13 protein-coding genes and 3 tRNA genes are annotated in these 16,866 nt (G+C 67.0%); 8 read left to right on the top strand and 8 right to left on the bottom strand.

Annotated features, from left to right (window positions below; translation table 11 throughout):
* The first annotated feature begins 89 nt into the window (after nt 1-89).
* Together bla and IP92_RS23425 are read left to right on the top strand one after the other, a co-directional pair.
* The gene (gene bla / locus IP92_RS23430; RefSeq protein ID WP_145879793.1) at nt 90-956 is read left to right on the top strand and encodes a class A beta-lactamase; all 867 of its coding nucleotides are present in this window, start codon (nt 90-92) and stop codon (nt 954-956) included.
* A gap of 56 nt (nt 957-1,012) precedes the next feature.
* Complete coding sequence (locus tag IP92_RS23425) at nt 1,013-2,722, top strand: sensor histidine kinase (protein ID WP_158206857.1); 1,710 nt, start codon at nt 1,013-1,015, stop codon at nt 2,720-2,722.
* On the opposite strand, the gene IP92_RS23420 is transcribed toward IP92_RS23425, so the two are convergent.
* From IP92_RS23420 to IP92_RS23405, 4 genes are all read right to left on the bottom strand, one after another.
* Nucleotides 2,710-3,861, bottom strand: coding sequence for an alpha-hydroxy acid oxidase (locus tag IP92_RS23420; protein ID WP_145879789.1), 1,152 nt, complete (start codon nt 3,859-3,861; stop codon nt 2,710-2,712). The genes IP92_RS23425 and IP92_RS23420 overlap by 13 nt on opposite strands.
* Before the next feature lie 184 nt (nt 3,862-4,045).
* Nucleotides 4,046-4,122 (bottom strand) — tRNA-Arg (locus IP92_RS23415).
* A gap of 79 nt (nt 4,123-4,201) precedes the next feature.
* A tRNA-Arg gene (locus IP92_RS23410) sits at nt 4,202-4,278 on the bottom strand.
* Nucleotides 4,279-4,389: 111 nt separating this feature from the next.
* A tRNA-Arg gene (locus IP92_RS23405) sits at nt 4,390-4,466 on the bottom strand.
* Between the two features lie 310 nt (nt 4,467-4,776).
* Between IP92_RS23405 and IP92_RS23400 the strand changes: the two genes are divergently transcribed.
* The 3 genes from IP92_RS23400 (at nt 4,777) to IP92_RS23390 (ending at nt 9,974) form a co-directional block, all read left to right on the top strand.
* Nucleotides 4,777-5,607 carry a response regulator gene (locus IP92_RS23400; RefSeq protein WP_145879787.1) on the top strand — a complete coding sequence of 277 codons (831 nt, stop codon included), beginning with the start codon at nt 4,777-4,779 and terminating at the stop codon, nt 5,605-5,607.
* A 120-nt stretch (nt 5,608-5,727) separates the two neighbouring features.
* Nucleotides 5,728-8,664: a PAS domain S-box protein gene (locus tag IP92_RS23395; RefSeq protein ID WP_229418939.1), complete on the top strand. Its 2,937-nt coding sequence runs from the start codon at nt 5,728-5,730 to the stop codon at nt 8,662-8,664.
* Nucleotides 8,665-8,972: 308 nt separating this feature from the next.
* Nucleotides 8,973-9,974: a diguanylate cyclase domain-containing protein gene (locus tag IP92_RS23390; RefSeq protein WP_145879784.1), complete on the top strand. Its 1,002-nt coding sequence runs from the start codon at nt 8,973-8,975 to the stop codon at nt 9,972-9,974.
* Nucleotides 9,975-10,053: 79 nt separating this feature from the next.
* Here IP92_RS23390 and IP92_RS23385 read toward each other — a convergent pair whose 3' ends face one another.
* Complete coding sequence (locus IP92_RS23385; RefSeq protein ID WP_145879782.1) at nt 10,054-10,473, bottom strand: hypothetical protein; 420 nt, start codon at nt 10,471-10,473, stop codon at nt 10,054-10,056.
* A 236-nt stretch (nt 10,474-10,709) separates the two neighbouring features.
* Here IP92_RS23385 and IP92_RS23380 point away from each other — a divergent pair, with 236 nt between their 5' ends.
* Nucleotides 10,710-12,365: a response regulator gene (locus tag IP92_RS23380; RefSeq protein WP_145879780.1), complete on the top strand. Its 1,656-nt coding sequence runs from the start codon at nt 10,710-10,712 to the stop codon at nt 12,363-12,365.
* On the opposite strand, the gene IP92_RS23375 is transcribed toward IP92_RS23380, so the two are convergent.
* Complete coding sequence (locus IP92_RS23375) at nt 12,355-12,867, bottom strand: hemerythrin domain-containing protein (RefSeq protein WP_145879778.1); 513 nt, start codon at nt 12,865-12,867, stop codon at nt 12,355-12,357. The two genes, IP92_RS23380 and IP92_RS23375, sit on opposite strands and share 11 nt — an antisense overlap.
* 154 nt (nt 12,868-13,021) lie before the next feature.
* On the opposite strand from IP92_RS23375, the gene IP92_RS23370 reads away from it, so the two are divergent.
* Nucleotides 13,022-13,717, top strand: a complete 696-nt coding sequence (locus tag IP92_RS23370; RefSeq protein ID WP_145879776.1) for a sensor histidine kinase — start codon at nt 13,022-13,024, stop codon at nt 13,715-13,717.
* Nucleotides 13,718-13,771: 54 nt separating this feature from the next.
* Here IP92_RS23370 and IP92_RS23365 read toward each other — a convergent pair whose 3' ends face one another.
* Nucleotides 13,772-14,662, bottom strand: a complete 891-nt coding sequence (locus IP92_RS23365) for a helix-turn-helix domain-containing protein (RefSeq protein ID WP_145879774.1) — start codon at nt 14,660-14,662, stop codon at nt 13,772-13,774.
* A 159-nt stretch (nt 14,663-14,821) separates the two neighbouring features.
* Here IP92_RS23365 and IP92_RS23360 point away from each other — a divergent pair, with 159 nt between their 5' ends.
* Nucleotides 14,822-16,267: a cytochrome P450 gene (locus tag IP92_RS23360; protein ID WP_229418938.1), complete on the top strand. Its 1,446-nt coding sequence runs from the start codon at nt 14,822-14,824 to the stop codon at nt 16,265-16,267.
* A gap of 231 nt (nt 16,268-16,498) precedes the next feature.
* Here the strand turns inward: IP92_RS23360 and IP92_RS23355 are convergent.
* On the bottom strand, nt 16,499-16,866 hold a 368-nt coding region (locus tag IP92_RS23355; protein ID WP_145879772.1), incomplete at its 5' end, for a transposase.

Here is a 16,866-nt window from a genome sequence, read left to right as displayed (position 1 = left end):
ACGCCCGCGCCGGTGGGACGGGCGCCATGGCGATACCGGGCGAGTGCGCCCTAGAATGAGCGCGTTCCCTCAACCACGCGAAGACGCACATGACCATCTCCCTGCCCCGCCGCCGCCTGATGCTGGCCGCCCCGCTGCTTGCCCTCCCCGTACACCGTCACCTGCTCGCCGCGCCGGCCGCCGGCGGCCTTGCCGACATCGAGCGCGATCTGCATGGCCGCCTGGGCGTCTGCGCGCTCGATCTCGGCAGCGGCAAGACCGTCGGCCACCGCCAGGACGAACGCTTCCCGATGTGCAGTTCGTTCAAGGCCCTGCTGGCGGCGCAGGCGCTGGCGCGCGCGGCGCGCGAACCGGGCTTTCTCGACAAGCGGCTGCGCTATGCGAAGGCCGACCTCGTGTCGTATTCGCCCGTCACGGAAAAGCACGTCGAGCAGGGCATGACGGTGGCCGAACTGTGCACGGCCGTCGTGCAGGTCAGCGACAACACGGCCGCCAACACGCTGATGAAGGAGCTGGGCGGCCCGGCCGCGCTGACGGCCTGGGTGCGCGGACTGGGCGACCCGACGTTCCGGCTCGATCGCTGGGAAACGGAACTGAACACGGCGATTCCCGGCGACGAACGCGATACGACGTCGCCGCTGGCGATGGCGCGCACGCTCGGCAAGCTCGTCACCGGCGATGCGCTGCCGGCCGCGCAGCGTGAGCAGTTGAAGCAATGGATGATCGGCACGACGACGGGCGACCGTCGCATCCGCGCCGCCGCGCCGGCCGGCTGGACCGTCGGCGACAAGACCGGCACGGGCAACTACGGCGTGACCAACGACATCGGCTTCCTGTTGCCGCCCGGGCGCGCGCCGATCGTCATCGTCGTCTACATGCACCAGCCGGCGCTGGAGGCAAAAACTCGCGAGGACATCGTGGCGGCCGCGACACGCGCCGCGCTGGCAGCCCTGTAAAGAACGCGCCCCCGCTGGGGTATGATGGCCGTTCCGCCAACATGCGACGTCCATCGATGCCCTGGCCCTTCGACCCACAGCAGGAACGCGCCCCGGCGCTCGGCGCCGCGATGCCGGCGCTGACCCGCGCGTACGACTGGAGCGCCACCCCGCTCGGCCCGCCGGACGGCTGGCCGCGGGCGCTCACGTGCACGCTGGCGACGGTGCTCGCGTGCCGCGTGCCGATGATCCTTGCGTGGGGCCCCGGCCACATCCATTTCTACAACGACGCCGCCATTCCCGTGTTCGGCGCCAAGCACCCCGCTGCGCTGGGCGCACCGGGCGAGCTGGTATGGGCGGAGATCTGGCACATCGTCGAACCGTTGTGGCGCGACGTGATGGCCGGCGGCACCGTCGGCGGCAGCGACTTCCATGTGGCGATCGAGCGCTGGGGTGCGCCCGAGGACCGCTCGTTCGACTTCTCCTACAGCCCCGTGCTGGACGACGATGGCGGCGTCGGCGGCGTGCTGGTCACCTTCGTCGACACGACCGACACCGTGATGGCGCGGCAGCGGCTGGCGTTCCGCCTCGCGCTGGCCGACGCGCTGCGTGGCCTGGACGACGCGGACGCCGTGATCGGCTGCGCCACGCGCATGCTGGGCACGCACCTGGGCGCCGACCGCATGGGCTTCGGCGAGTACGACGAGGCCACCGACATCGTCCACATCGGCCGCGACTGGACCAGCGGCGAGGCCGTCAGCCTGGCCGGCGCCAGCCTGCCGCTGGCCGCGTTCGGCGCGGACGTGAAGGCGTTGCTGCTGGCCGGCGGCACCCTGCGCGTCGACGATGCGGCGGCCGATCCGCGCACCGCCGCGCAGGCACAGGCGTACGCGGCGATCGGCGTCGGCGCCGTGCTCGCCGTGCCGCTGGTGCGCGAGCGGCGCTGCGTGGCGATCCTGTACGTGCATGCGCGGAGGCCGCGCCGCTGGACCGATGCGGAAAGCGCGATGGCGGAAGACGTGGCCGGGCGCATCTGGGACGCCGTGCAGCGCGTGCGCGCCGAGGAGGCACTGCGCGCGGCGGACCGCCGCAAGGACGAATTCCTGGCGATGCTGGCCCACGAGCTGCGCAACCCGCTGGCGCCGATCACGACGGCGGCCGAACTGCTGCAGCGGGGCAGCGCCGAGCCGGCCCAGGTGACGCGCGCCAGCGGCGTCATCGTGCGGCAGGCGGCGCACATGAAGGCGCTGGTGGACGACCTGCTGGATGTCTCACGCGTCACGCGCGGCCAGGTGGTGCTGCAACACGAGGAGCTGGACTTGCGCGACGTCGCCACGATGGCGCTGGAGCAGAACGCGCCCGCCCTCACCCGCCGCGGCCACGTGCTGACCGTGGTGCCGGCGCCGCATCCGCTGCCGGTGTACGGCGACCGCGTGCGCCTCGTGCAGGTGCTGTCGAACCTGTTGAACAACGCGGCCCGCTATACGCCCGAGGGCGGGCGCATCACGCTGGCCCTGGGCGGCGCCGACGGCCATGTGGAAGCGGCCGTGGAAGACAATGGCCCGGGCATCCCGGCCGACCTGCTGCCGCACGTGTTCGACCTGTTCGTACAGGGCGCGCGCAGCCCGGACAGGGCCCAGGGCGGGCTGGGGCTCGGCCTGGCGCTGGCCCGCACGCTCGTCGCGCTGCATGGCGGGACGATCGCCGCCGGCCCCGGCGCCGAGGGCCGTGGCACGCGCATCGTCGTGCGGCTGCCGCGCGCCGCGCCGGCGGCTCAGACGGGGTAACTGCCCGGCAGCAGGATCGACCGGTCGACCTTGCGCACGTCGCGCAGGCCGCAGAACGCCATCGTCAGATCGAGTTCGGTGCGGATGATCTCCAGGCAGCGCGTCACGCCCGCCTCGCCCAGCGCCCCCAGCCCGTACAGGAACGGGCGGCCGATGTAGACGCCCTTGGCGCCCAGCGCCAGCGCCTTGATCACGTCCTGCCCGGAGCGGATGCCGCCATCCATGTGCACCTCGATGTCGCTGCCGACGGCGTCCGCGATGGCCGGCAGCGCGGCGATCGACGATTGCGCGCCGTCGAGCTGGCGGCCGCCGTGGTTCGATACGATCAGCGCATCGGCGCCGCTGGCCACCGCCAGGCGCGCATCCTCGGCATCCAGGATGCCCTTGATGATCAGCTTGCCGCCCCAGCGCTGCTTGACCCACTCGACGTCCTTCCACGACAAGGTCAGGTCGAACTGCTGCGCCGTCCACGACGACAGCGACGACATGTCCGCCACCTTCGGCGCGTGGCCGACGATGTTGCCGAAGTAGCGCCGCTTCGTGCCCAGCATGCCCAGGCACCAGCGGGGCTTGGTCGCCATGTTGACGATGTTCGGCAACGTCAGCCGCGGCGGCGCGGACAGGCCGTTGCGCACGTCCTTGTGGCGCTGGCCCAGCACCTGCAAGTCCAGCGTCAGCACGAGCGCCGAGCAGTTGGCCGCGCGGGCGCGCTCGATCAGGCGGGCGATGAAATCGCGGTCCTTCATCACGTACAGCTGGAACCAGAACGGCTTCGTCGTGTGCGCCGCCACGTCCTCGATCGAGCAGATGCTCATCGTCGACAAGGTGAACGGCACGCCGAAGCGCTCGGCGGCGCGGGCCGCGAGGATCTCCCCGTCGGCATGCTGCATGCCGGTCAGCCCGGTCGGCGCCAGCGCCACGGGCATCGCGACCTCCTGCCCTACCATCGTCGATGCCAGCGTACGGTTCGACATGTCGACGGCCACGCGCTGGCGGAACTTGATCGGCGCGAACTCGCTGCTGTTGGCACGGTAGGTGGATTCCGTCCACGAACCGGAATCGGCATAGTCGTAGAACATCCGCGGCACGCGCCGCTGGGCCAGCACGCGCAGGTCTTCGATGGTGGTGATGATGGGCATTGGCACTCCGGTTGTTGTGCCGGTAATCATCGGCGATTTCGCCGAGCGTGCCAAGAAGCAAAGGATCAGATTGCTGAGCAGTTTGCGAGCGAAATGCGATTCGTGGCGATCCCACGGCGCATCACGGCAGCAGACTGGAAAAGAAAAAGGGACCGGATCTTTCAACCCGGTCCCTCTTCAATTTTGGTGCGGCTGGCAGGAATCGAACCCACGACCCCTTGGTTCGTAGCCAAGTACTCTATCCAGCTGAGCTACAGCCGCAAAACTCTTGCTGCACACCGGGCGACCCCGGCGGCTTACTACCTACTACGACGACCGACTTCCGTCGACCGGGTGAAACTGGTGCGGCTGGCAGGAATCGAACCCACGACCCCTTGGTTCGTAGCCAAGTACTCTATCCAGCTGAGCTACAGCCGCAAACAACTCATTATAACCACGGATGCCGCACGGAGCGCACATCTGTTGTTCACTACTATTCTTACTGCCTTACTACGCAAGCACACCTTCCGGTGTACCTGCCACAAATTTTGGTGCGGCTGGCAGGAATCGAACCCACGACCCCTTGGTTCGTAGCCAAGTACTCTATCCAGCTGAGCTACAGCCGCTTTGTTCGCCATCGTTGCCGCATTTTGTTACTGCCGCAGCGTTCGGCGAGTCGGCATTCTACAGTATTCATTACGACTTGGAAAGCTTGAATTTTCATCCTGAATCTTCTTGCTTAACGAGCGCACGGTACTGCTTTCCGCCGTTCCCTTCGCTACGTTTGTTGCGAAAGGAGGCAAGATTATAGGGAGAACTTTCCCAGTTGTCCAGTACTCCGCCGAGGGGCAGCTGGCATCGGCGTAGTTTTATCTTCCGCCCTCACCCGCATGGTGTACGATGCACCTTCTTCAACACGAACCCAAGCCAGACTCGATGACGATGAACAGCCTGTCCGCGCTGACGGACATCGACTGGTCGCGCACGGACGTGGGCCGCCCCGACGGGTGGCCGCCGACATTGCGCGCGGCCACCGACATCATGCTGAATTCGCCGGTGCCCACGCTGATCATGTGGGGCCGCCAGCAGGTGCTGCTGCTGAACCATGCCTATGCCACGCTGTCCGGCCTGCCCACGCAGCCGCCGGGCGGCCGCGTGCCGGCGATGCAGCCGACCGCCTGGAGCTGGAACCCGCGCGCCATCGAGCGGGCCTGGCAAGGCGAGGCGCTGGTCTTTCCGGGCCAGGCGCTGCAGATGTGGCGTGCCGACGGCGTCAGCGAGCAGCGCTTCGACCTGTACTACACGCCCTTGCATGGCGGCGACGGCAGCGTGCTCGGCATCCTGTGCATGCTCGCCCCGCCCAGCGCCACGGTCGCCACGCCCACCGCACGCGGCCTGCGCATGCTCGTGGTCGAGGACAATCTCGATGCCCAATACCTTGTCTGCGAAATGCTGCGCGCGATCGGCCACGAAGTCGACGCGGTGGCCGCCGCCGAGGACGCGCTGGACAAGCTGGAAGCCGCGCAGGCCGACACGCCCTTCGACGTGCTGTTCACCGACGTCAGCCTGCCCGGCATCTCCGGCGTCGAACTGGCACGCCGGGCCGTGGCGAACTGGCCGGACCTGCAGGTGATCTTCGCGTCCGGCTACAGCGGCACGCTGACGCAGCAGCTCGACTTCGCCGCCGAGGCGATCCAGAAACCGTACGACATCGAACAGCTGCAGGCGATCCTCGACCGGATCGCCGCCCGCCTGCCCGCGCGCTGATCCGGCCCCGGCCGGTATTGCGGGTCAGTCAACCGTGCGAGCGTGTCCCGCGGCGGGGCGCTACAATCGGCAGCGACGGCCGCACTGGCCGCCGCTACGTTCTGGCGTCCTGACCATCCCATGATTCTATCCACCGGGGGCTCCCCTTCCGAAGCAGACCTGCTGCGCTCCATGCTGGAAGCGAAGGAAGAATTGCGCCTGTCGCGCGAGTGGATGAGCGCGGTCCTGGAAAGCATCACCGACGGCCTGGCCGTGTTCGACGAACACTGGACCATCACCTACCTGAACCAGCGTGCCGGCGAGATGCTGCGCCCGCCCGGGCGCGCGCGTGACGAACTGGCGGGCCGCAACCTGTGGCAGGAATTCCCCGAGTTGTGCGGCACCGTGCTGGAAGCGCAGTTCCGCCTGGCGATGGAGGAACGGCGCGCCGTCGGCTTCGAGCTGTACTACCTGCCGCGCCAGCGCTGGCTGGAAGTGCGCGCCTATCCGTCGTCCGAAGGGCTGACCTGCACGCTGCAGGACATCCACAAGCGCAAGATGGACGAACGCTCGCTGCGCGAATACAGCAACCGCCTGCAGGTGGCGATGGCCGCGGGCAAGCTGGGCGACTGGACATGGGATGCCGTCAGCGACCAGGTCACGCTGGGCCGGCGCGCCGCCGAGATCTTCGAGCTGCCGGAAAACACGCCGATCACGTGGGGCGCCTTGCAGGAAAGGATGGTGCCGGAGGACCGCGCCGGCGCCCGCCTCGCCTTCCTCGACGCGTTCGAGACGCACAGCGACTTCGATATCGAATGCCGCATCGCCAAGAGCGACGGCACGCGCTGCTGGCTGTCCGTCGTCGGCCACGGCAACTACGGCGACAGCGACCAGCTGCTGGGCATGACGGGCATGGTGCAGGATATCAGCGCGCGCCGCGCCGCCGAGGAAGCGTTGAAGAACAGCGAGGAGCAATTGCGCGCGCTGGCCGATGCGATCCCGCAGCTGGCCTGGATCGCCCACTTCGACGGCCGCATGATCTGGTACAACCGCCGCTGGTACGAATATACGGGCTTGAGCCCGGACGACATGCAGGGCGACGGCTGGAGCCAGGTCTACGACCCGGAATGCATCCCGGCGATGTCGCAGCGCTGGCGCCAATCGATTGAGACGGGCAGCCCGTTCGAGATGGAGTTCCCGATCCGTGGCGCGGATGGCCGCTACCGCTGGTTCCTGACCCGCGCCAATCCCGTGCGTGCGGCCGACGGCCAGACGTTGCGCTGGTTCGGCACCAGCACGGACGTCGACCAGGTGAAGCGCGCCCAGGAAGCGCTGCGCGACGAGACGGCCGTGCTGGAACTCCTGAACAGCACCGGCAACGCGCTGGCGCGGCACCGCGACCTGCAGCCGCTGCTGCAGGAAGTGACGGATGCCGCGACCCGCATCAGCGGCGCACGCTTCGGCGCGTTCTTCTACAACCTGCGCGACGATGCCGATGCGCTGACGTTGTACACGCTGTCCGGCGAGCCGCCGCCGGCATATGGCAACCTGACGCGGGCCAGCGCCGCCGCCCTGTTCGGCCACGCGCTGGACGGCAGCGGCGTGACGCGCTGCGACGACCTGCTGCGCCACCCTGAATGCGTGCCCGCGCTCGACCCGCGGCATGCCACGCAGATGCGCAGCTACCTGGCCGCGCCCGTCACGTCGCGCGATGGCGGCGTGATCGGCTCGCTGCTGTTCGGCCACCCGGAACCGCACATGTTCAGCGAGCGCACCGAGCGCATCATCGGCGGCATCGCCGCCCAGGCCGGCGTGGCGATCGACAACGCGCGCCTGAACGAGGCGGCGCGCCGGGCGGCCGAGGAACGCATCGCACTGCTCGACAGCGAGCGCAGCGCCCGCGCCGAGGCCGAGCGCACCAGCCAGATGAAGGATGAATTCCTGGCCACGCTGTCGCACGAGCTGCGCACGCCGCTGACGGCCATCCTCGGCTGGTCGCAGGTGCTGCGCCGCGGCAGCCGCGGCGAGGCCGACCTGCAGAAAGGCTTGCAGACGATCGAGCGCAACGCCCGCGCCCAGGCGCAATTGATCGAGGACTTGCTGGACATGAGCCGCATCATGTCCGGCAAGGTGCTGCTGGACCTGCAGGCCGTCGCGCCGGCCGCCGTGGCCGATGCCGCGATCGAGACGGTGCGCCCGGCCGCGGCCGCGAAGAACATCCGCATCGAACGCGACTACCGGCCATGCGGGGCCGTCGCCGGCGATCCGGGCCGGCTGCAGCAGGTGCTGTGGAACCTGCTGTCGAACGCCATCAAGTTCACCCAGGAAGACGGCACCGTGCGCGTGGCGATCGACACCGTCGGCGGGCAGGCGCGGATCGTCGTCGCCGATACCGGCATCGGCATCGGCCGCGAGTTCCTGGCCCACGTGTTCGAGCGCTTCCGCCAGGCCGACGCGTCGACGACGCGGCGCCACGGCGGCCTGGGGCTCGGCCTGTCGATCGTCAAGCACCTCGTCGAGCAGCACGGCGGCACGGTGTCCGCCGACAGTGCCGGCGAAGGCCGCGGCGCCACCTTCACCGTGCTGCTGCCGCTGGCGGACCGGCTGCCGCCCGGCGAGCGCCCTGCCCGCCCGGCGCGGCTGGGCACGCCGCGCGACGCGGCGGAGCATGGGATGCGCGACCTGTCCGGCATGCGCGTGCTCGTGGTCGACGACGAGCCGGATACGCGCGAACTGATCAAACGAGTGTTGTCAGATTGCAACGCCACCGTGACGACGGCCGGCAGTGCTCCGGATGCGCTGCGCGTGTTGCCTGAATTGCAACCAGACCTACTGCTGTCGGATATCGGCATGCCGGAAATGGATGGCTTCGAGCTGCTGGCGAAGGTGCGCGCGTTGGGCCAGGAAGCGGGCGGCAAGGTCCCGGCGATCGCGCTGACGGCCTTTGCCCGCACGGAAGACCGCATGCGCACCTTGGCTGCCGGCTTCATCGACCACATCGCGAAACCCGTCGAGCCGGCCGAGCTGGTGGCGGCCGTCGCGCTGGCCGCGGCACGGCGCCGCGGCGAACCTTCCTGAGCATTCTGGGCACCTGGGGATATAAGTTTTTCGCATATCCCGGCGGCCTTATCGTGCGCCGCGCGCACGTTTGCCCAAAGAAAACACTACCTGCATATTAAGTAATTTATAATTCGAGGAGTGTCCTACCGCAAGACGCGGCAATGTCCTACAAGAAACTTGTTCGCGGTTTGATACACTCCATGGTCTGAAAATTCTTCCTCAGGATAAGAATTTTCTAATACGTGCGCCGCAGCAAATTCTTCGGCGCTACACTTTGTGTTCCGCTCCGGCCCTGACTTCGCCGGGGCTCGTATTGCGAGACAACTATGCCCAGCCCGGATGAGATCCTGAACGCCAAGATTCTGGTCGTGGACGATTGTGCCGACAACGTCGACCTGATGCTCGAAATCCTGCGCGAAGCGGGATATACGAACGTTACGGCCACGATGCTGCCCGACCAGGTCTGTGCGCTGCACCGGCAGCACAACTACGATCTCATCCTGCTCGACCTGCAGATGCCCGGCCTGAACGGGTTCCAGGTCATGAAGGGCTTGAAGGAAATCGAACAGGACGGCTATTTGCCCGTGCTGGCGCTGACAGCGCAACCATCGTTCAAGATCGCCGCCCTGGAAGCGGGCGCGCGCGACTTCATCAGCAAGCCGTTCGACCTGCTCGAGGTGCACAAGCGCATCCACAATATGCTGGAAGTACGGCTGCTGTACAAGGAGCTGGCCCAGTACAGCAAGCGCCAGCAGGAACTGGCGCTGCACGACCCGCTGACGAACCTGCCGAACCGCCGCCTGCTGGAAGACCGGATCGAGACGACGGTGCAGCACGCGCTGCGCAACCAGCGCAAGGCTGCCGTGATGTACCTGGACCTGGACGGTTTCAAGGGCATCAACGATACCCATGGCCACGCCTATGGCGACGAGATCCTGAAGCTCGTCGCGCAGCGCCTGGTCGGCTCGTCGCGCAAGGAAGACACGGTGGCGCGCGTGGGCGGCGACGAATTCGTCATCGTGCTGGGCGACGTGGGCGGCCTGCACGACGCCCGCGAACCGGCATCGAAGCTGATCGAGGTGGTGTCCGAGCCCTACCAGGTCAATGGCCTGACCTTGCGGCTGTCCACGTCGATCGGCATCGCGCTGTTCCCGGACGACGCCGGTTCCGTCGGCGACCTGATCCATGCGGCCGACAATGCGCTGTATGACGCGAAGCGCGCCGGCAAGAACCGCTGGTGTGCGGCACCGGCCAGCACGGCCGCGGCCGCCGCGGCAGCCGCCGCCGTTCCCCATCAACTGAAGAGCGTGGCCACTTCCGCCGCTTAAAACACGATACCGACAACCCCGCCCCATGAAAAAAACCGGTGACGAGCACCGGTTTTTTTGCGGCTTTACTCCAGGCTCATCAATGCGCAGCGGCTTCCTTTTCCTTGCCCGTCTCGGTCGATTCCTCGACCTTGTTCGCATGCTGGTGATCCGTTTGCGCGTTCACCTTCTCGGGCGCCACTTCGATGCGCGTGATGCCGGCGTCGACGGAGATCGGGTCGCTGGCCGGGAACGTCATCTCGACGGCATCGTCCAGCAATTCCTCCTTGGCCTTCTCTTGCGGCAGCATCTGCTCTTCCGCGGCCAGCGTGGCGATGGCGGACGCCCACTTGATGAAGTTCAGGTTGGCCAGCTCGCGCACCGTGGTCACGCCGAACGCCTGCTGCAGGGCCTGCGCGCCTTCGTCACCGACACCGCGCAGCGCGCTGACCGGCGCATCGGCCAGTTCACGAAAACATTTACCCAAATAGTCTTTTCCCACGACGGTATCGATATTCATGGTTGTCATCCTTTCCTAGTGTTTGCACCATCAATGCTTTCAGAATGGCATGACAAAACGGAACTGTATGTGCGTAAGCGAACACGCCGTCAAACAATCCCCGGCGCGCTCTGTTGCCATGCGGACTTTTGACTTTGATATATGCTGTTGCTATGATCGTTTAGATGTTTGTCTGACAGCACTGTTTTAAAACAGTCATTGCAAAGCGCTTTTTAACTTCTTCGTGCCAACCTAGCGTGCCCAAGATAGACAAACCGAAAATCCTGGTCGTCAATGACGACGCCAACAGCCTGTTCGCCTTGACGAGCCTGCTGGCGCAATGGGCCGAACAAGAGTCCTACGAGGTCATTGCGGCCCGCAGCGGCGAGGAAGCGTTGCGCCAGGTGCTGATGCACGATTTCGCCGTGATCCTGCTGGACGTGAACATGCCCGGCATGGACGGCTTCGAGACCGCCGAAGCGATCCACCAGCGGGCCCGCTCGGCGAATATCCCGATCATCTTCATCACGGCCTTCGTCGCGGACGAGCTGGACCGCCTGAAGGCCTACCAGAAAGGCGCGGCGGATTTCCTGTTCACGCCGGTGATCCCGCAGATCCTGCACGCGAAGATTTCCGTGTTCGTCGCGCTGGCGATGAAGAACGAGGAATTGAAGAGGCAGGCGCGCCAGCTCAGCCAGCGTACGACCGACCTCATCAGCAGCAACAAGCGGCTGCTGCAGGAGATCGAGGAACGCAAGATGGCCGAGCGGCAGAACCATGCGAAGGACGAGTTCCTGGCCATGCTGGGCCACGAGCTGCGCAATCCGCTGTCGGCGATCAGCAGCGCCGCCTCGCTGCTGGCCCTGCCCGCGGTGACGCAGGACGCGGCAGCGCGCGCGAAGAAGATCATCCAGCGCCAGAGCCAGCACCTGGGCCGCATCGTCGACGACCTGCTGGACCTGTCGCGCGCGATGTCCGGCAAGATCCTGCTGAACCGCGCACCGGTCGACCTGGCCGTGCTGATCGGCAGCTGCCTGGAGACGTACCGCACCACGGGCCGCACCGCGGACTACGAGGTGCAGGTGGAGCTCGAGAGCGGCTGGGTCGACGGCGACGTGACGCGGCTCGAGCAGATCTTTTCGAACCTGCTCGACAATGCGCTGAAGTACACTCCGCCCGGCGGCACGATCGACATCCTCCTGGAAGTGGAGGATGATGACATCGTGCTGACCGTGCACGATACCGGCGTCGGCATCTCGCCCGAGCTGCTGCCGCATGTGTTCGACGTGTTCGTGCAGGGCACGAGCACACTCGACCGCGCCCAGGGCGGCCTCGGCATCGGCCTCGCGCTGGTGCGCCGCCTGGCCGAACTGCATGGCGGCAGCGTCGAAGCCGACAGCGCGGGCCCCGGCGAAGGCAGTACCTTCTCGATCCGGCTGCCCCGCACCGAACGCATCACTGAACCTACCCACCAAATCATGGACACTAACGAACAGGCCAAGCCCAATGTGCTGCTGATCGAGGATAACGACGACGGCCGCGAGATGATGGCGATGATGCTCTCCTGCTACGGCTACGAGGTGCGGCATGCCGCCGACGGCCTGCAAGGCCTCGAAGTGGCACAGGATTACCGGCCGGGCATCGCGCTCGTCGACATCGGCCTGCCCGGCATCGACGGCTACGAGGTGGCGCGGCGGCTGCGCGCGAACCCGGACACGCATCACATCCGGCTGATCGCGCTGACGGGCTACGGGCTGGCCGAGGACCAGCGCCGCGTGCTCGAAGCGGGCTTCGACATGCACCTCGTGAAGCCGGTCGATATCGACAGCCTGATGAAGGCCATCGCCAGCCTGACGCGGGACGGCGCGCCGGTGTCGGCACCCGCCCTCGCGCCGGCCGCCATCAAACAGTAGGCTGGTTCGGATACATCACCTTGCCCGGGACGGGCATCGGCGGAATCTCGTCGATCTCGTCCTTGCGGGCCTGGATCTGCTCGCCCAGCTCGACCAGGTCGAGTCCCGACTGCTTCGCCTTCGGGAACATCTCCTTCTCTTCTTCCTTGACGTGGTGGTCGATGTATTCGCCCAGCACTTTCACCTTCGCGTCGTACAGGTCGTCGTGCGGGTCCATGCTGTGGATCTGCGCGATCAGGTCTTTCGCCGACGCGTGCTCGACGGTGGCCTCGTCCACCAGGTCCTCCGCATCGTCGCCTTTTTCGCGCATGGCCGGGTAGAAGATCTCCTCCTCGGCAATGGCGTGCTTGGTCAGTTCCAGGCAGATTTTCTCGGCGAGTTTCTGCTTCGCGACAAAGGCCCGGTCCCCCAATTCCTCGTACTCCTTGAACATCGCTTTCACTTCATCGTGGTCCGCCTTCAGCAGGGCGACGGCATCGCGTGGCTTGGCTGTAGTACTCATGGCTGCTCCTTGTACGGTTGATCGGTATGGCGCAAGGATGCGCCGTTCAGTTGGAGCTGACTGTGCGGCAGCACACGATCGTGCTGGTGCGACATTTCCGTAAAACCTCATGTATCATCCGCGTGTTACCGTGAGGCCAATACCTATACCAATCATGCCCGACGAAATCCCGAACGACGCCGAGCGCGCCGCCGACCTGGCCGACCTGTTGGGCCACGTGGCGGGCAGCTGGGACAACGAGCGCCGCGCCCTGGCGCGCCAGCTGCACGACAGCCTCGGCTCGTCGTTGACGGCGCTGACGATGCACCTGGGCCTCTTGACGGCGAAGCTGCCGCCCGAGCAGCCCCTGCGCGATCGCGCCACGCAGATGAAGAACCTGCTGCACACGATCATCGAGAACAACCGCCAGATGCAGCACAAGCTGTGGAACGACAAGCTCGAGTTCCTCGGCATCAAGGTGGCGTTCTCGGAGCTCGTCACGCAGTTCGGCCAGCAGTACCAGATCACGGCGCGCTGCAGCCTGCCGGACGAGGAACCCGTCTGCCCGCGCGAGCACGCCGTCGTGCTGCTGCGCGTGCTGGAACAGGGGCTGTCGAACGTCACGGCGCACTCGGGGGCTACGCAGGTCGACGTCATCGTCGATGACAATGAAGACGAGATCATGCTGACCGTGCGCGACAACGGCCGCGGCCCCGCGCCCGAGGCGCAAGCATCGCGGCAATACGGCCTGCGCCTGCTGCGCGAACGGGCCTACCTGCTGGGCGGCACGCTGACCCTGGCGGCCCATCCGGACGGTGGCGGCGTACTGACGTGCGTGCTGCCGAAGCCGGTACCGGTGCCGGCAGCCTAGGGAAGCGCTGGTTTATTGCTGGTGGGTCGCCGCCATGAATAAATCAGCGCTTCCCTACGACCAGATCCGGTACAGCCAGTAGCTCTCGTCGGTGCGGGCCAGGCGGATCAGTTCGCGCGGGCTCGTGCCGATCAGCTCGCGGGCCTCGCGCGACAGGTGGGCCTGGTCCGCGTAGCCCGAGCGCGCCGCCACGTCCGACAGCGATACCCTTCCCTCACGCTCGTCGTCGCGCGCGGCCAGCAGCGATTCCTCGACCCGCGCCAGGCGGCGCAGCGTGCGCAGCGGATGGCCGGTCCACGCGCGCACGCGCCGCTCCGTCATCCGCGCGCTGCGGCCCACGCCGGCCGCGACGGCACGTACCGCCAACGCCTGCAGCCAGTCGCGCACCGGCGCCCACGCGCCATGCGTGTCGCCGCGCGCGGCACGCCAGCGCGGCTCCAGCCACTCCTCGAACACGCCGATGCGCGCGTCGTCGTCCGGCGCCGCGACGATGCGCGCGTCGTCGTCCGGCGCCGCGACGATGCGCGCGGACAGCTCCTGCCACGAGGCGTCGAGCACGTCGTCCAGCATCGTCATGCGGTCGATCTGCGCGGCCATGTCGATGCCGGTCAGCCGGTGCAGCGCGTCGGCGAAGAACAGCACCGTCAGCGTGTGCACCGGACCGGGATTGCCGGTGATGCAGGGCTGCGTGCGCGGGCCTGAGAAGATCGCGTCGCCGGGGCCGGCGACGGCGTCCGGGATGGCGGGTTCGACCAGGCGGCCGCTGCCCGCGATCATCCACGTGATGGCGCAGAATGGCGTGGCCGGGAAGCGGTTCAGGCGCTGGGCATCCGTCAGCGGCGGCGCGTCCAGCGTGCTGCGCAGCAGGTAGCCACGCACGCAGGATGCCAGCGCCACGCGCGGGGCGACGAGGCGGGCAAGCGTGGCCGGTGGATGGGTCGTCATGCCCGCGATTGTAGCGCGCGGCGCGGACCGTCACGCATGTCGCAGACCCGCATGTCGCAAACGCGCATGTCGCAGACGCGCATGTCGCAAACGTTCAAGACCGCGGCGGCGCGCGGGGGCACACTGGGAGCATCACAGCATCAGCATGAGGACCAGAAGATGAGCGAGACGATGAGCACGACCTTGCCCGGCCACCCCGCCGCCCGCGACATCGCCGACCTGCCGGCACCGCCGGGCCTGCCGCTGATCGGCAACGCACTGCAGCTGCATCCGCGCACGATCCACCGGACGATGGAAGACTGGAGCCGCCGCTACGGCACGATGTTCCGGGCGCGCATCGGCAGCCGACAGGTCGTCGTGCTCGCCGACGGCGCGGCCATCAACGCCGTGCTGCGCGACCGGCCCGACGGCTTTCGCCGGCCGGCCGTCACGGCCGAGGTATCCGATGAACTGGGCGGCAATCCCGGCGTGTTCCTCGCCGAAGGCGACGCGTGGCAGCGCCAGCGCCGCATGGTCATGCACGCGTTCTCGCCCGCCGCCGTGAAGGCATACTTCGGCCGGCTGGCGCACGTGGCGCGGCGGCTCGAAGCGGGCTGGCTGCAGGCGGCCGCGCAAGGCCACGAGATCGATCTCACGGGCGACCTGAAACGCTATGCGGTGGACGTCATCGCCGGCCTCGCGTTTGGCGCTGACGTCAACACGATCGAGGCGGGCGACGACGCGATCGGCCGCCACGTCGACACGGTGCTGGCGGGCGTCGCGCGGCGCTCGCTGATGCCGTTCCCGTACTGGCGCTGGGTAAGACTGCCGGCGGACCGGCGGCTCGAACGCAGCGTGCTCGCGGTGCGCAGCGCAACGGACGGCTTCATCGCCGGCGCCCGCGCCGCGCTGGCCGCCGATCCCGGCTTGCGCGAGCGGCCCGCCAACCTGCTGCAGGCAATGCTGGTGGCAGCCGACCATCCGGACAGCGGCGTCGACGACGCGGCCGTCGCCGGCAACGTCACGACGATGCTGCTGGCCGGCGAGGACACGACATCGAGCGCGCTGGCCTGGCTGATCTGGCTGCTGTGGCGGAACCCGGCAGCGCTGGCGCGCGCCACCGACGAGGTACGCCGGCACGTGCCCGACGTGGCGGCGCTGACGTACGAACAGACCGAACCGCTCGACTACGTCCAGGCGTGTGCGCTGGAAGCGATGCGGCTGAAGCCACCCGCCCCATTCCTGCCGCTGGAGGCGCTGCGCGAGACAACGGTGCTGGACGTGCGCCTGCCGCCGGGTACGCTGCTGTGGTGCGTGATGCGGCACGACAGCGTCGACGCGCGCTGCTTCCCGTCGCCCGACACCTTCGACCCGGAACGCTGGCTGCCGGACGCGCAAGGCGCGCACCGCGCCGACCGGCAAGCCGCGCTGCCATTCGGCGCCGGCCCGCGCATCTGCCCGGGCCGTTACCTGTCGCTGCTGGAGATCAAGGTGGCGATGGCGACCTTGCTGTCGCGCTTCGACATCACCGCCGTCCACGCCACCGGCCGCCCCGAACCCGCCGAAGTGATGGGCTTCGTGATGGGCCCGTCCCCGTTGACGATGACCCTGCGCCCCCGCGCCTGATGTGGCGCCGCCACCACAAAAACCGTTGCCAAAATTCGGGGACTGTCCCTCGTTTTTGGCAACAAATTCACACGCCGCCAGCCATCTCCGCCAACTCAGCCGATCATCAGCGAACGAGCGCGAACCGCCGGGCTGTGTGACACACAATTTCCAAAAACGAGGGACAGTCCCCGAATTTGGGCAACAAATTTCCTAAAAACGGGGTCAGACCCAGTAGTGTCCCAACGTTTTTCATAGGAGGGTGAGCTGAGTTTGCTCACCTCCGGTGTCCTGTGGAGGGGTAAGTAGTTGATTTAGCGGTGTTGTCTCGAACATCGTAAGGCTCAGAATCTGTAGGATTTCGTACAGGCTTTGGGGCAGTTGCAAGCGTTTTTTTGCGATGGCGATGAGCACATACGTTGAGACGGCAATCCAAATCTGGGTCTTTACAGCGTTCTCGCTGGTACCAAAAAACGCCTTGATCCGCAGGTGTTGTTTGATCCATTTGAAGAAGAGCTCCACCTGCCAGCGTTGCTTGTAGAGCGCTGCGACCATCTCCGGTTTCAATAGGAAGTTGTTCGTCAAGAAGACGATTCGCTTCCCGTTTTCATCCCTTACTA

The organism is Pseudoduganella flava (genome assembly GCF_007830495.1).
GTDB classification, from domain to species: domain Bacteria; phylum Pseudomonadota; class Gammaproteobacteria; order Burkholderiales; family Burkholderiaceae_D; genus Rugamonas; species Rugamonas flava.
Note: the sequence above shows the minus strand (reverse complement) of the source record. Positions and strands in the feature narration are given on the sequence as shown.